The sequence below is a fragment of the Weissella viridescens genome (assembly GCF_014789145.1).
GTDB classification, from domain to species: domain Bacteria; phylum Bacillota; class Bacilli; order Lactobacillales; family Lactobacillaceae; genus Weissella; species Weissella viridescens.
The window spans coordinates 387,479-403,397 of the sequence record NZ_CP061835.1 but is presented as its reverse complement, the minus strand read 5'-3'; the positions used below and the strand labels follow the sequence as shown (position 1 = coordinate 403,397).

Sequence of the window (15,919 nt, the reverse complement as noted above, 5' to 3'; positions counted from 1 at the left end):
ATATATGAAGTATTATTATACACCCTTTCGATTCATTTTTGAAGACCTTTTGCAATCGTACCAATTGAGTGCAAAAAATAGACATGTTCGACATGTCCAATTGAACAAAAAAGACGCAACCTAAGTTGCGTCTTTTGTTTAAATTTAATTTTAGCCAGCACCGTGTTGGAAGGCAGGGTACAATTCCATACCACCATCGACAACCAATGAAGTACCTGTAATGTAGTGGGCTTGTTCTGAAGCCAAGAATGCAGCTGCATCAGCAACATATTCAGGCTTACCAATTTCACCCATTGGTACCATGCTTTGTGTTTGCATCTTTTGAACAGGATCGGCGAACTTCGCTGCATTGATTGGTGTATCAATGGCACCTGGACAAATGTTGTTTACACGGATACCCTTTTCAGCGTATTCCAATGCAACTGTTTCAGTGAACATCTTAGTTCCGCCCTTTGAAGCAGCATAGTGGGCAAACGTTGGCCAAGGAATTTGTTGGTGAACAGATGACATGTTAATGATGCTACCCTTCTTGAAGTTCTTTTCAAAGTCGCGAAGTGCTGCACGCGTACCCAAGAAAACACCGCCCAAGTTAACATCAATAACCTTTTGCCATTCATCGTATGGCATATCTGCTGTTGGGAAAGGCTTTTCAATCCCAGCATTGTTGACCCAAACATCAATTGATGAGAAGTTATCTGTAGCAGCCTTAGCTAAAGCTGCAACTTGTTCTTCATTTGAAACGTCTGCTTGGAAAGTTACCAACTTGTTACCAAACTTATCTTGAATAGCCTTCAAATCATCGGTAACTTTAAGTTCACCAACGTAATCAGCTACAACATTCATACCTTCTTCAAGGTAACGTGTAACAATTGCAAGTCCCAAACCAGTAGTTCCGCCAGTAACGACGGCAGTCTTTCCTTGTAAATCAGTATACATACAATACTCTCCTATTATTTATAAATTAGGCTTCAAGTTTAAATGCTTCGTAAATGTTTTCATTCTCTGGATCAACCAACTTACCAACGTTGAGTAGGTTATTGATAAAATCATTTGAATTACTTGAAAATGATGTCTTAATCAACTTATCAAATTTTTCGGTGAAGTTTTTGACAAGAACTTGAATTGCACCATCTTCGTCTTCATAGACTAAGACTAGTGAATAATCTGGAACCTTCTCAAGTGCTTCAAATGCCTTACGAGCGCGACCACGATGCTCAGACTTTTCAGGCATCGCATCACCATAGTACTTCGTCAAAAGTGTCGTTGCATTTTCCTTACCAACTAATAGTAAAGGTTTCATGAATAGTACCCTCCGAATTCAAATTTTCATTCCCCGACAAATACTTCCTGCATTTGCTTACCCCTAATATATCACGTATATTACTAATATTGCAAACATGTTATATCAAACGATTTTATATAAATGCTTTAATATTGCATTCATAAACAACCACAAATCGCTAAGTATCAAGGAAACACATAACATTTAAAATCGTGTAGACTCACAGTGTTTTGCCATTTACCACCCCAGAAATTTGATAACATCTGTATGAGTGTTACAATTAGTCAACAGAAGTAGCCACACTATCGGAGGTATGATGAAATGAGTAATCTACAAGATTTAGCCGCAGAAGCGTACATTTTTGCTGTTCCTTTGGTCTATAACCTAGACCAAATGAAGAAATCAGTTGAAGAAGGATTTGGTGTATTACCTGCCGTTCCTTACAACCAATTTAGTTATGGACAAAAATTAACTGATGCAAGCGACAAGTTCGTGACAACAAACAATGATACTGTGTATAACAACGCTCAACTTGATTTGAGCGCTGGTCCTGTCCTATTAGAAATCCCAGATATGGGTGATCGATACTATGTTTTTCAATTTGTTGATGCCTGGACCAACAACTTTGCATACATTGGTCAACGCTCAATTGGTGGTAATGGTGGAAAATTTGTTATTACCTCTGCTGATTACGAAGGTGAATTACCTGAGGGGTATACACAAATTACTGCGCCAACACGCTTCATGGAAATTGTTGGTCGTATCGCTGTTACAGATGAAGCAGACCTTCAAAATGTGAAAGCTTTACAGGCAAATCTTCACCTATACCAAATGAATAAGGAAGCCAAGCCAGCTGGCATTCCTACTGCAACTGGCGACAATGACATGATTTTTTGGAACAAGTTCAAAGCATACTTCAATGAAAGCCATTATGCCGAACGTTACCAACCCTTGATTGATAAGTATAGTACGCTCGGTATTTTTGATGGTAACATTTCAGACGACGCCAAACAAGCCTTGCTTGCCGCGCCTAAGACTGGACAACAACAAATTAAGCATCTCCTTGAAAATGTACCGTTCCCTGTCGAAAATGGATGGCAAAAAGATTTTCATGTTTTCGATTATAATTTCGACTACTTTGAACTCGGATCACTAGATACCGATGAGTGGAAATTACCACATAGCAATGAAAAGGAATTGGTACAAGCTAACTTTATTCGTGCTGCTGCTGCTTTGGGTGGCCTTTGGGGAAACCAAGGATTTGAAGCAGTTTATCTGCCAATTTACGTTGATTCAGATAATAACCAATTAAACGGAAGTCACGATTACGAAGTTCACTTCGAACAAACACCACCAACAAATGCTTTTTGGTCAGTGACAATGTACAATACGACTGGATTTACCCTTGTTGAAAACCCAATTGATCGATATTCAATTGGTGATCGCACTAAGGGCATTAAGTACGACGAAGATGGTGGACTTACAATCCGCATCTCTCACAAGGAACCCCAAGATGACGCAAATTGGTTACCATCACCAGATGCCGATTTCCGTCCCGTACTTCGCGTATACTTGCCAACTGAAGATGTTATTAATGGCACTTACCATTTCCCTGCCATCAAGAAAATTTAAGCATCTTTTGAACACGCTCATAATGAGCGTGTTTTTTTATACGCCATAAGTATGCGCACTTATTTGATATAATATAATTACAATAAAAATAATAAAGTTAGGTGTAATTATGACAATCGCAAAATTTCCTACATTAAATAAACAGTTAAATCAATGGCAGTCTCACCTAAATGATTACGGCCCACGTCTTACGGCCAACTCAACTCATAAAGAGTCAATTAATTGGTTAAAAGAGGAAATTCAAAAGTTAGACTATGCAATCACCTCTGATGTTCACTATTTAAATTTTTGGGAAGCAACCGCATATAGTGTCAGGTCTGTTAACCAAGAAATCCCACTTTCATCATACTTCCCATATTCTGGATTAACTTCGGATACGGGCATTACGGCTCCACTTATTTTTGCTGATACTAATGTCTCACAAGATGTTAGAGGTAAAATCCCGGTATTCATTATGGATATTTCAAAAGTAGGCACTGCGACATTCAATTCTGAAGAAATTATGCACCCTATGAATATTTCAGCCATAGCCATAAATGCTTTAGCAGCAGCTAAAACGAAAGGTGCCGTCGGCGCTATTTTCGTCTGGGAGAACCTAAGTCCAGAATTATCAGGCAAAGAGATCCTACCTTTCCAGAATGAATTTATGGACATCCCTGCGGTGTGGACTAATGCGGCACAAATTGATACCCTTCGAGAAATGGCGGATTCAAAAACCCCTGTCACCTTAACACTAGTAGGAAACTATGTTGAGAATACCGAAACAGAAAGTTTTTTCGTTAAAATACCTGGCACTAATCCAGATAACCACGAATCTCTTCTGCTCACGACACATACCGATGGCCCCAATGCCATTGAGGAAAATGGTCCAGTCGCCCTGCTCACCATTCTCAAATATCTAAAGGACTCACGAACAACATTTCCTCAAACCCTGATTGTCGCGTTCGTTAGCGGACACTTTCAACAACGCCAAATGGGAACGGACAACGCAAAAGCAACTGGGCGTTGGTTAGATAAGTTCCCCGAACTATGGGATGGCCAAGGCCCACACCTTAAAGCAAAATTTGCATTAACATTGGAACATCTCGGCTGTTTACACTATTACGATAATCAAACCCATCAGTTTGTGCAGACATCCACTCCACAAGAAAACTATGCTTACCTAAATACTGATAATGAGACCAGTCATCTTTTAGAAAAGATGATAACTACCTGCGATGACATCGATGATATCACCTACCTTGATCCAACTCAGGCAGCCTATTTTGGCGAGGGCATGCCAATTTATAAACGCGGTATTCGAAATATGGCGATGATTACAATGCCTGAATGGCTATTCCTTGAGCCACTACCCTTCACACAACCTGATATGCAATTAATGCGAGCTCAGATTGATACCGCTATTGCTATATTAAAAGCAATTAGCCAATCAGCGTAAACTTTAAATCGCTTGATCAAAAACGCCAAAACTGATTCTTTCTTGTTGACGTCGCTACTTTTATTATCTATAATACTATTTTGTATATAATAACTTATAAAGGATAGCACTTATGGATACACATGCAACCAACAAGCCCCTGTCAGGGTTAACATTAAATGGCACACAATTAAAATTTATCGCCGCGTTCTTTATGCTAATTGACCATATCAATAGTTACTTCCCCGAGGTGACTCCCGACTGGTTTAGTTTTTTAGGGCGTTTCGTCGCACCAGTTTTTACTTTCTTACTTGTAGAAGGCTTCTTCTACACACATAGCCGTCGTAAATACTTGGAACGCTTAATACTTGGTGCAAGCGTTATGCTCGTCATTAATACCATTCAAAATTGGATCACTGGGGCTGCGTTTGATACTTTCACCCATAAATTCAGCTTCTTTTTACTATTTCTAAGCGGTCACAATATTTTCATAACCCTGGCCTTGATGTTTTCAGTCATTTGGTTGATTGAAATGCTACGTCATCAAACTCACATAAAGACTAAAATCATGTTGGCACTGCCCATCTCGCTTTTGATGTTGGTCACTTTGATGGTTGAAGGTGGCATTTATCTACTGCCAATCGTTCTGGTCTGCTACTTTTCTCACAACCAGAAGAAATGGGTCTTATCATTTATCCTACTGTTTTCAGTTATTCTTTTCGCAAAATCTATTTTCAACTACTATCAAATGCAGGTACCAAATGAAAGCCTGTTCAGTTACTTGACCTTTTCATCTGAATTCATGATGGTTATCGCGGTTCCCTTGCTTGGCCTATATAATGGGAAGCGTGGCGGAAATGGTTCCAAGTGGGATAAAAACTTCTTTTACTACTTCTACCCAGCTCACTTAACTGTCATCTATATCATTTATGATTTAATCCACATTTTCTAAAAAAAGACCATCACTTCAGTAGTGGTGGTCTTTTTGCTTGCCGATATAACAAACAAAATTTGTACGCTTTCATCTAAACTATCACCAATTGCGTATAGCTACTTTCAAAGTTTGTCAATGATGATTTATTTAATAAACTCAAGTTCATCTAGTTTACAAAACTAGATGAAAGGTTTAACATTATCTTGTATAACACTAATGATAATTAAAGAGAGGTCTAATATGCCAAGCCTAACACCGTCAAACAGACACTACCTTATCAAATATGAAATGTTAAACACCATCACACATGCACTGGGGGCCCTAGCTGCAATCATTGGTGCTACATTATTACTCGTAAAAGCATGGCAACATCATCTGTCATCGCTCACATTAACAGCCCTCTCTATTTATGCGATTTCGATGATTGGCTTTCTACTCGCCTCAACGCTCTTCCACGCCCTTGTTTTTACCAAAGCCGGTAAGCTTTTCCAATTTTTTGATCATTCCGGTATTTACTTCATTATTTTAGGAAGTTACACCCCGTATACTTGGCTATTTTTACCACCTAATATCGGTTGGCCAATTTGGTTTACAATTGCTGGGTGTACAGTCCTCGGACTCATTTATGATTTATTTTTTGTTGGGCGTTGGCCATGGCTTTCCGTTATTATTTATGTCTGCATGGGTTGGCTGGTCGTTTTGGTCTTTCCGATGGTATATGCCGCACTTTCCCTAACCTCATTTATCCTACTGCTTGCCGGTGGCATAGTTTATACGATTGGCGCTATTTTCTATCTCCTACCCAAAATTCCGTATGCCCATGTTTACTGGCATATTTTTGTTTTGATTGCCGCTACCCTAATGTACATCTCTATCTATGACATGCTTTTCTAGAAAAAACACCACTCGTTCAAAAGAACAAGTGGTGTTTTTGTTTTAACTAAAATCAATTAGGGGTCTATCACGTAACCCGCAACTATAATTCTCGTTGCATGTTGACATGATTCATGCCAGCATCCAGAAAGACATCCCCACGTTGCGTGAACCCCAACTTGTCGTAAAAGGGTTTTGCAGTTACCTGAGCATTAAGATCCATCGACCTCGCCAACTGAAGTCTAGCATCTGTCATAATTTGTTGCATAAGTTGCTGCGCTAATCCACGCCCTCGTGCGTGACTAAGGGTTGCGACACGTTCAATATGCCAATTATCTCCTTGCACCTGCACTCTAGCCGTTGTTACCGGATTATCGTCCAAATAGCCTACATAATGGATTCGATTTTGATCTTCATCATCATGCTCGCGCTGTTCTTGAACCCCTTGTTCAGCAATAAAAACAGCATCTCGAATCATTAAAGCATCATCTGCCAATTCACCAAGACCGGTTTGCTTTTTAATATCAACTTTATCCATAACTACCTCCGTTCTCTAAAAGCACATGTTATTGAACATGTTGCTATACTTCATTTTTCAACATATTAATTTTAAAAACCCGACCTGTCAGTCTACACTAACAAATCAGGTTCAATAAATCATCTGCTATTTTACAGCTTGCACTAAGCTGCATTCTTTTTATTCGTAAGGTATGACTTAATCCCTGTAATAACTGCTGGCAAAACAGAGATGAACAGAATACCAAAAATCACGAGAGAAAAATGTTGTTGAATAAATGGAATGCGTCCGAAAAAGTAACCGGCTGGAATACATACCAAAGTCCACAGTGCTGCCGCAATCATATCCAACATGATGAATTTCTTATATGGATAACCAGATAGCGCTGCTGTAAAGGGCGATAGTGTCCGAATAATGGGCATGAAACGCGCCAAAATAATTGCAAAAGCACCATACTTTTCAAAGAAATGATTGGCATCATCCAAATTCTTTTGGGAAATAAAATGCCCCAATACCTTACTATGCACCAACGGTAACCCAATACGGCGACCAATGAAGAAGTTTAGCGTATCACCTAAAATAACCGCAATCCAAACAATCGCAATCAAAATAAAAGGATTCAACATATTTTTCGGCAAAGCCGCTACTGCTCCAGCTGCAAAAAGTAGTGAATCACCAGGTAAGAACGGAAAGATAACCGATCCTGTTTCAAAAAAGATGACTGCAAAAATCAATGCGTACGACCAAGGTCCTAAAATATTCACCCAGTGGTCTAAATGCTTATCAAGATGTAAAAAGACATCTATAACTGTCGAAACTGTATTCATTTCAAACGTTTCCCCATTTCCTTTTTTCCTACAATGGATTTAACTTGTTCGCCCCATATTTTTCATGACTTGACGAAAAAGACCAAGTGCAAAACAAATTACGGCACATGCTAATAGCATACTCCCTAAAACGTCAGATGGGTAGTGGTCTCGTAAAAAGACTCGGGAAATTGCAACCGTCATGACCCATAAACCTGCTAACACATAGGTTACATCATGTACTAATACTGACTGACTTTTCTTATAGATGATTAGTGCTAACACGAAAGCAATCATACTCGTTGTAAACACATGTCCACTCGGAAAACTATAACCAGAATCAATCACAAGATTTCCAGATGGCCGTGGTCGTTGAACCAATACTTTAAATACAAGCGCTAACGCACTTCCACCAAAAAATGTCATAAAAATGAATATCCCTAATCTAAAGTGGCGTAGAAGACATAAAACAACCACAATTATCATCGCTAATACAGTATTGAACGCTGGACTACCCAAGTCCGATATACCATTCATAAACATCGTTAAAAAAGGCATTTTCGTAGGATTTAGAAAATTGAAAATTGCGTGATCAAACTCATTGATGATCTTACCATGTAAGACCACCATGCTACCAAGCATTAAAAACAGTATAAAAAACATTCCTGCTCCAATATATAATTTGTGCGTAGGTTTGTTTTGAACTTCATTTGACATACAGTGTCCCAACTTCTTTTTTTATTTATTTTAGTTATAGCTCTACTAACTTAAAACACGCTAAACCGTTGATCCGCCGGCATTTTATTAAGCCAAAGCCCTTTCAGAAACACAAAAAAACGCATCCCAATTAACGGAATACGCTTTTTTTAAATGTTATTACTTCAAGAAATCTTTTGACTCATAGGCTGGATTAGGATAGTTATAAAATCCCTTACCGTTTTCTTGGCCCTTATAGCCTTCATCAACCATCTGTTGGATTTTGTCTAATCCTGCATCAAAGCCATCCGGCACATCATCTGTACGTCCATTCGAAAGAATTGTGTGCAAACTTGGTAACCCAATTTCATCCATGATAGCAAAAGCCCCACGTGGTGCTCCAGTAGCAATCATCCATGTCTTGTCAATTGTTTGCGGATCAGCCACACCGTTACCCCATAGAGCCAAAGCAGCATTCGTGAAAGGTCCCAATAACGCGTTCAACACATAACCATGTTGTTCTTTCTGCATGACAATTGGCACCATCCCGATTTCACGGGCAAATGCGACAACTGCTTTTTCAACATCAGGATCCGTCTTATCTGAGACCATGATTTCGGCTGTATTTTGCACCCAAATTTGGTTAGCAAAATGCAAATTCAAAAACTTATCAGGTCGGTCGGTAAATCCATTCAACTCAGAAGTCGTCATCGTTGATGAGTTTGAAGCAAAAATTGTTTCGGGCGCAGCTACCGCTGATAACTCCTTATAGAAACTCTTCTTGATGTCTAAGTTTTCTGGCACAGCTTCAATCACAATGTCCTTACCGTTAACCGCTTCGGCTAAATCAGTTGAAAAAGTCAAATTAGCATGAGCCGCATTGATCTGATCGTCAGTAGCATGCATATCTGTACGATAACTGGCATCCCAACCATCAATCTTCTTTTCGGCTGCAGTAATCGCTGCATCACTAACATCATAAACCGTTACTTGCTTACCAAAATAAGCACTCTGATAAGCGATTTGACTACCTAAGGTTCCACCACCTGCTACTAAAACATTCTTCATTTTCATTTCTCCTTTTTTGAATACCCACAAATCACACTACTATTGTCGTGTTTTGAGACCCTTTCAAAAAAAACGGATATCTAATTCACGATTTTACTTAAATTTTCTTTTCGCCAGACTCAGCTTCACGCGTTTCGTGTGCTGATTCTGTAAACCGCGCTTGTTTCTCTAAGCGTTCAGTTTTACGCTTTGCATCTTCCATTTCTCGTGCATCGGCAGCTTCAAATTCGTGTCGCTCTTCCATTATCGCTCACCTTCTTCAGCTTTCTTTTCGTTAACCCAGCCCGCTTTACTATAATGTTCTTCTTCGTGCTTATAATATTTTTCATCTGCATCGGTTGCTTTTGACTCGGCTGCATCTGTTAAAGCTTCATCAATTTGCTTAGCTTTTGCTTCTTCAGCCGCTTCGCGGTTTGCTTTTAATCCATCTCGCATCGTTGCCATCATAAGTCCTCCGAAAAAATATAGTTCCAACCGCCCTGGTCGTTAACACTATCTTAACACAAATGTAATCTTTTGTAAAATAAAAGGGGCAGAAATCACAACTAGTTATATACAAATATATATAACATCTATTATTTTTCGTTAAATAACAAAAAAGCCCGCACTAATGCGCACATTAGCCCAGGCCTCTTATTGTCCTCGTCCACTTATGATTCAACGCCAAGAACCGTCTTGACACTCTCTTCAAAATTAGGTACATCATCATCTAAAACTTCATACAAATCGTTACGTACTTTTGCTAAGTCACCGTTACGGATTAATTGTTGGAAAACCACAAATAAGTCTGCCGTTGACTCGTCGAACCCATCATTCAATAAGCTCTGCTTATAGTCTGCATCTGAAACTTGTTCAATCTCGAGCGTATTGCTTGTCACACGTGCCACAGTTTCCGCAAGCTCTTCAAAGGTATGGGCACGACCAGAAAATTCGTAGATTTCTTTTGGATTATCCATTTGCAATAACTTCACTGCAGCTCGAACATATTCAACTTCGAGCGCCCAGCCTACTTTACCGCTACCGGCTGAATAAATGGCCTGACCATCATTGACCACTTTATTGATAAACGGCATTTCATTTTCAAGATACCAATTATTTCGTGCAAACGTATGCGCAACACCCGTTTCACGAATTAAAGCTTCAGTTGCCTTGTGATCACCTGAAAGTGGGTTATCACCTTTATCAGCATGTGGGAAACTAGTATACACAATAAACTGAACTTCCGCATTTTGTGCAGCGCTCAAAATGTTTTTGTGTTGGTCCAATCGTGGAAAATCAGCATTGGGTTGCGATGAAATAAATAATAATTTATCCACGCCCTGCATTGATTTCGTTAAAGCATCCACTGAATCATATGATCCCGGTCGTACTTCAACCCCTGCTCCAAACATCGCTTCAGCTTTTTCAACGTTTCGAGCTAAGGCAATGACTTGATCATGATCTGTCAATTGTTCCTGCAACATTTTTACAGCTTGGCTTCCAAAACGACCTGTTGCGCCTGTAACAGCAATTTTCATTGATATACCCTCTTTCGTATTTGCTTACTTTTAATATATTATAGCACTAAATTAATGCAGTAACTAAATCACGAGTATTTTTAAAAATCATTAGCGCATTAAAAAAGCTAAGTGTTGTTTTAACACTTAGCTGACGTTTATGGTAAGGCCTTACGCTTCAAATCATTTTCGGAAACTTGATAGGTTCCCGGGGTAATGTTTTCACGGTATGTCTTTTGAGCCAGTTCTTGATAAGTTTGGTGTGGCTTAGGCATCACCATATATTCATATTGACTATTAATATCTTTAAACTGATCTGGTGAAACATTGAAAGCTTCTTTAGCATCAGCATTTTCAGTGAAGAAATAGTATCTTGCCACAAAATCGGCATAATATGAATTAACGTCATCCTGATCTGCATCAACTAACAGTATCCGTTGATCGTTCAATTGATTAATTTCAGGTGTCACCTGCTTTAATAACTGTGGCAGCGCATGTTCATTCAGACGGTCGTTAAAATGCATACCACCGATTTCTGAATTCACACCAATGACTGAAAATGTGAAGAAAAACATTCCAGCATATTGATAACACTTTTTGGCAGGTAACGAACTAAACGACCTTAAATCACGTTTGTTAAAATCCTGTTCTTTAAAATGCTCATCTAAGGTAATGACTAAGGTAGCCGCACTTAAGAGGATTAACAGAATAATCATTGTTGAGAGATATCGTTCGAATCCCGCTAAGACAACGGCTTCAGCCCGTGGCATTGATAAAATATACATGCCATAGATGCTTACATAATAGAGTAGGAATAAGCCATCGAACAGTATTGTCATTTTTAACAATCGGTTTTTAAGGCCCAGCCAACGCATTCCCAACCACGTTGCAAGTAAGACGCCATTAATTAATAGCAGCCCCTGCGTTGATAGCGAGCCTAAATCAGCATTCGCATGTAACATCTTTTGGGCAATCTCAATCAAATATGACGTGTGCTCACCCGATAGCTGTTGCCCATATGAAGCTGTATCAATTTGATGTTTTGATTCCGGAAAAGTATGTTTCACATGTTGTTGCCACCAGTAAAACGGCATTACACTTACAATGATAGCCAACACCCATAGCGCCATATTTTTAAGACCAACGCGATAGATTACTTGCCACTGTTGGCAGCGCTTGTGCCACATACCATTATTTTTAAAGAGCATATACAAGTAATAAGCAAAGATAATACCTGCAAAGAATGCCCCGGAATTTTTAATTAATAATAAATTAGCAACAGCTAAAATGACATGAATAAATTGTTGTCTGTATTGCTGGCGGTAAACATAAACGCCTGCTAGCCCAGCTAAAGTCACAGCCGCGAGCACGTAGTCGACCAACAGATTATTGAATCGGATTTGGACATTAAATATCATCGTAATGGCGATGGCCAAAACTAACAGTCCTGATAACATCATGCGCGTCTTATCGCGCATGAAACCAAAAACACTGTATACGGCAGCCCAAATGTAGCAGAACTGCGCTAAAAGCATATTGGATTCACTAAATCCGACAAAGTGTATTACGTAATTAATGAATAATCCCATCGCGGGGGGATATGACGTAAATGAAATAACCCCATCTAGACTGGCATTTGTTGGTAGGCGTCCCGTGAAATGCATAAATTTCACTATTGTCGCCCAATGTGAAAAATTATCATAATGGACCATGATACTGTGATAAATACCAATGGCGAGCAGGCCACCTAAGACAACCATCCATACATCAAAAGCATGGATTTCAACGGGTAAGGGCGCCTTCTTCAAGCCAAAAATCCGAACGATATAACCAATCAATAAAAGCCAACCCAGCCCGTTAACGCAGTAAATCCCTAGGTTGAGCTGATTCAACATACCAAACAAATATAAAATAACCGTTTGAATCCAAAAAGCCGTAATCCATGCCAGGTAAGGCGAGATGCCACGCATGCGAAGCATTCGTTCGTAACCCAGTAACGATCCAAGGAGCATTAAAATGCCGAAAATATTCATAATGATTTACCTCGTTTCACTTTTTCAGTTAAACGACGATTGATGCGTTTCCGCCAATTCTCAACACGATGCATAACATTCAGCCACAATTCATCTAGCGGCGTAATCCACTTATCTTGTTCACTCGTCAGATTAGCATTGGCTCCATCATAGACGAGTCGTAAATAAGCATTCAGTTGCTCAGGTGTTTGATCTTGCTCTTGTAGTTGCATAACCGCATAGACGCCATCATCAAGTGAAAATACACGCAAAATCGTGCCTTGCAGTATAATTGGTTTTTCATTTGGCACCTGCAGCGTGACCGTATGAGCTTCGCCAACACCAATGAGTGAAGTCTGTACATCAACTAATTTAAATTTAAGCGCTGTGTCTGAAAGATCTATTGTCTGAATGTTGATGTCCACTCGTCCAAGCTGAACAACACCAGACAAACTTCGTGAGAAGCGTTCAGTTGAACGGAATAATTGCCGGCCACTGGCGATAAACAAACAAAATGTTAAGTTAATAAAATGCGTTAATAGCCAAAATGTAATGACACTTCCGTACAAAATTTCTGAACCGAATTTACCGTAATTGAACTTAATCAATGCCAGTAAAATCATCCCCCATAATATTAAATATGGGAGCAGATATAATCGATCACGCCACGATGTTTTATTAGACTTATCAGTTACAATGAATTTTTTCTCTTTGATTCCGAGACTTTCAAGTAAAACAGGCACCACCAAAAATGGCGCAAAAAAGGTTTCTTGTACCTCACCCCATCGCTCATTCCGGATTGGCCCTGATGTATCACCTAAAACCCAATGTTGTAAGAAATACCCTGGCGCCCAAAAACACATTAATAGCCAAAAATTAGCCATCACGACTGGTTGATTGAATAAGGCAAATAGAATCGGCGCCATAATGAAAATAACTCTTCTAAAAAATGACCACCAATATAAATAACTATTAATTAAAATAAGGCGATTAACAGCTGGAAAATGACGGTTAGTAAAGATTCGCAAATTCCGACATGATTGCATCACCCCTCGAGCCCAGCGTTTGCGTTGCGTAATCACACCTTTCAAATCAAGCGGCGATAAACCACTCGCCTGCGGCACTTGAGTAGAGTAGCTCACATAGCCTTGCAAATTAATTAGGGCACCTAACTCAAAATCTTCAGTTAATGTGTCAGTTGGAAAGCCGCCCACGGCATCAATTGCTTCACGTAAAAATAACGCATTTGATCCGGTAAAAATGGCAGCTCCATTAGCACTATTCAAAACATTGATATCCCGAGAAAAATAATCTTGTTCATTCGGAACAATATTCTCAGAAAATAAATTATATTGGAAAATGTCAGCATTATAAAAACTTTGTGGCGTTTGTAGAAAGCCCAGTGGTTTTTGGTTTTGATCTGCTTGCATTTGCGCCCAATTTTGTAAGAAAGGTGGGACACTGGCATCAAGGAAGGTTGAATATGGAATCATATCAGCATCGAAAATGGCCACTAATGGCGCCTTTAACGTTTTCAACGCATGATTAATATTCCCCGACTTAGCTTCCGTATTACCTGAAAGTCCGACATATTTAACACCATAATCTGAGGCTAACGCTGCTACCTCAGGTCGATTTCCATCGTCAGCAATACAAACAGTCACACCAGCTGAATTGTCATAACGTAATTTCACAGCTGCATTGACTGTTTTACGTAGCAAGGCGACATCTTCATCATGTGTGACAATCAAAATGTCCACGTCAGGCAAAGGCATCCCTGTCGGATATGCCAAGTCATCAAGATGTTGCGTTAACTGATGTTTTGATACGCGCAATCGCAAAAAGATGGTTAGGTACGCTGTACAATTTGAGGTTATCTCGCAGACAACCAAAATAATGGCAAAAACAATTAACCATAGCGAGGCATGCCATGGCAGCGTAAACCCAACGCGCCAAACTAAATATAAAATAGTTAGGACGCACGATAAGACGTACATCAATTTTTTCTTAGTTGAGATCATGCTGACCTCCGTTTGAAGACAACGTGCTTTTGCACTTGAAAACTCAGTAAGCAAAGAATGCCATCCCCTATCAACTTTGCACCCGTGGCGAGGGCAACATTACCAGACTGACTAATCGTATGCGCAATCAAATAGGTCAAAGCCCCTGAACAAATCATTTGGACCACCATTAAGATACAATACTTCATCAATGTGTTATCGCCCTGTTTTTCAAAGACGACTTGTCGATTCAAACCATAATTCACAACACCTGAAATTAATCTGGCAGCAATCGTGGCCCACATTACACTACTCAAACTTTCAGTTCCCATGAGTTGCAAAAAAATGGCAAACAAACTAATGTCCAGCAAAAAAGAAACAATTCCTGAAAAAATAAATTTCATAAATTGTGCATAAATTGAAATTGAATCGGCAATGACTCGGAAATGTGAGGATGCATTATCATCGATGTAGATGGTTTGAATTGGGACCTCTTTAATTTCAATACCACTATCTTTCGCTTTGAGTAACATCTTGAATTCAAACTCAAAGTGATTTTCGGGAAATGTCTGTAGCACTGGCTCATAGATACTTGGCACAATTCTTAATCCGGTCTGTGTATCTGAAATATCTAATCCTGTGAAAAAATGGGTCAGTTTATTAGTAAGCACGTTTCCAAACCGACTTCGGAAAGGAATATCTTTACTAAATTGTCGACTTCCAATGACTAAATCCTTGCCATTAAAGGCTTTCGTTAGCTTTAAAACATCTGAGATGGCATGTTGGCCATCTGCATCTAACGTAATCACGCCCTCAATCTGAGGATACCATTCTCTAAAATAGCTCAATCCATATTTTAAAGCAGCGCCTTTACCTTGGTTCTGCTCGTGTTTCAGCACAACCACCTCATCTGCGTAACGCGCTCGAATATCGTTGAAGTAATGTTGATGTTCTGGACTTGATCCATCGTCAACAATAATAATATTTTCATTCAAAATTGGTTCTCTAATCAGTTCATCAATCAACCGACCCAATTTTTCATCTGGATTAAGTGCCGGAATAAGCACACCAAATTCCCCCATAAAAAAACTCCCTCTAATGTGTTTTTCTAAGCTAGCTCCCCCAAACTAACTTAGAAACAATTTGTCTAAGCATGTATATTAACATATAAAATTTTAATGGTAAA

The 15,919-nt window shown here is 39.3% G+C and carries 16 protein-coding genes; 4 read left to right on the top strand and 12 right to left on the bottom strand.

Annotated elements, in window-relative coordinates; translation table 11 throughout:
• Window positions 1–150: 150 nt before the first annotated feature.
• A complete protein-coding gene (locus tag IE337_RS01945; protein ID WP_112468547.1) occupies window positions 151–936 on the bottom strand; it encodes a glucose 1-dehydrogenase in 786 nt (261 codons plus the stop codon).
• A 25-nt stretch (window positions 937–961) separates the two neighbouring features.
• A complete protein-coding gene (locus IE337_RS01940) occupies window positions 962–1,300 on the bottom strand; it encodes a hypothetical protein (protein ID WP_191136600.1) in 339 nt (112 codons plus the stop codon).
• A 303-nt stretch (window positions 1,301–1,603) separates the two neighbouring features.
• Between IE337_RS01940 and IE337_RS01935 the strand changes: the two genes are divergently transcribed.
• The 4 genes from IE337_RS01935 (at window position 1,604) to trhA (ending at window position 6,159) form a co-directional block, all read left to right on the top strand.
• Window positions 1,604–2,914: a DUF1254 domain-containing protein gene (locus IE337_RS01935; RefSeq protein ID WP_191136599.1), complete on the top strand. Its 1,311-nt coding sequence runs from the start codon at window positions 1,604–1,606 to the stop codon at window positions 2,912–2,914.
• A 109-nt stretch (window positions 2,915–3,023) separates the two neighbouring features.
• A complete protein-coding gene (locus IE337_RS01930; RefSeq protein ID WP_191136598.1) occupies window positions 3,024–4,352 on the top strand; it encodes a hypothetical protein in 1,329 nt (442 codons plus the stop codon).
• Between the two features lie 112 nt (window positions 4,353–4,464).
• Window positions 4,465–5,283 carry a TraX family protein gene (locus IE337_RS01925; RefSeq protein ID WP_191136597.1) on the top strand — a complete coding sequence of 273 codons (819 nt, stop codon included), beginning with the start codon at window positions 4,465–4,467 and terminating at the stop codon, window positions 5,281–5,283.
• Window positions 5,284–5,505: 222 nt separating this feature from the next.
• Window positions 5,506–6,159, top strand: a complete 654-nt coding sequence (gene trhA / locus IE337_RS01920; protein ID WP_191136596.1) for a PAQR family membrane homeostasis protein TrhA — start codon at window positions 5,506–5,508, stop codon at window positions 6,157–6,159.
• A gap of 82 nt (window positions 6,160–6,241) precedes the next feature.
• Here trhA and IE337_RS01915 read toward each other — a convergent pair whose 3' ends face one another.
• The 10 genes from IE337_RS01915 to IE337_RS01870 all read right to left on the bottom strand — a co-directional run bounded on the left by IE337_RS01915 (window position 6,242) and on the right by IE337_RS01870 (window position 15,815).
• Complete coding sequence (locus tag IE337_RS01915) at window positions 6,242–6,676, bottom strand: GNAT family N-acetyltransferase (RefSeq protein ID WP_191136595.1); 435 nt, start codon at window positions 6,674–6,676, stop codon at window positions 6,242–6,244.
• A 143-nt stretch (window positions 6,677–6,819) separates the two neighbouring features.
• Window positions 6,820–7,482, bottom strand: a complete 663-nt coding sequence (locus IE337_RS01910) for a VTT domain-containing protein (RefSeq protein ID WP_057745621.1) — start codon at window positions 7,480–7,482, stop codon at window positions 6,820–6,822.
• 39 nt (window positions 7,483–7,521) lie between these two features.
• Entirely contained in the window at window positions 7,522–8,178 is a 657-nt protein-coding gene (locus IE337_RS01905) for a phosphatase PAP2 family protein (protein WP_191136594.1), read from the bottom strand.
• A gap of 159 nt (window positions 8,179–8,337) precedes the next feature.
• Entirely contained in the window at window positions 8,338–9,231 is an 894-nt protein-coding gene (locus IE337_RS01900) for a 3-hydroxyacyl-CoA dehydrogenase (RefSeq protein ID WP_072153097.1), read from the bottom strand.
• A gap of 91 nt (window positions 9,232–9,322) precedes the next feature.
• Window positions 9,323–9,469, bottom strand: a complete 147-nt coding sequence (locus IE337_RS01895; RefSeq protein ID WP_191136593.1) for a hypothetical protein — start codon at window positions 9,467–9,469, stop codon at window positions 9,323–9,325.
• On the bottom strand, window positions 9,469–9,672 hold the full coding sequence (locus tag IE337_RS01890; RefSeq protein WP_191136592.1) for a hypothetical protein: 204 nt from the start codon (window positions 9,670–9,672) through the stop codon (window positions 9,469–9,471). The genes IE337_RS01895 and IE337_RS01890 overlap by 1 nt, the downstream gene beginning before the upstream one ends.
• A 203-nt stretch (window positions 9,673–9,875) precedes the next feature.
• Window positions 9,876–10,742: an NAD(P)H-binding protein gene (locus IE337_RS01885; RefSeq protein WP_191136591.1), complete on the bottom strand. Its 867-nt coding sequence runs from the start codon at window positions 10,740–10,742 to the stop codon at window positions 9,876–9,878.
• A 137-nt stretch (window positions 10,743–10,879) separates the two neighbouring features.
• A complete protein-coding gene (locus IE337_RS01880; RefSeq protein ID WP_191136590.1) occupies window positions 10,880–12,754 on the bottom strand; it encodes an ABC transporter permease in 1,875 nt (624 codons plus the stop codon).
• A complete protein-coding gene (locus IE337_RS01875) occupies window positions 12,751–14,754 on the bottom strand; it encodes a glycosyltransferase family 2 protein (protein WP_243185601.1) in 2,004 nt (667 codons plus the stop codon). Before IE337_RS01875 ends, IE337_RS01880 begins: the two co-directional genes overlap by 4 nt.
• A complete protein-coding gene (locus IE337_RS01870) occupies window positions 14,751–15,815 on the bottom strand; it encodes a bifunctional glycosyltransferase family 2/GtrA family protein (protein ID WP_191136589.1) in 1,065 nt (354 codons plus the stop codon). The genes IE337_RS01875 and IE337_RS01870 overlap by 4 nt, the downstream gene beginning before the upstream one ends.
• Between the last annotated feature and the right edge of the window lie 104 nt (window positions 15,816–15,919).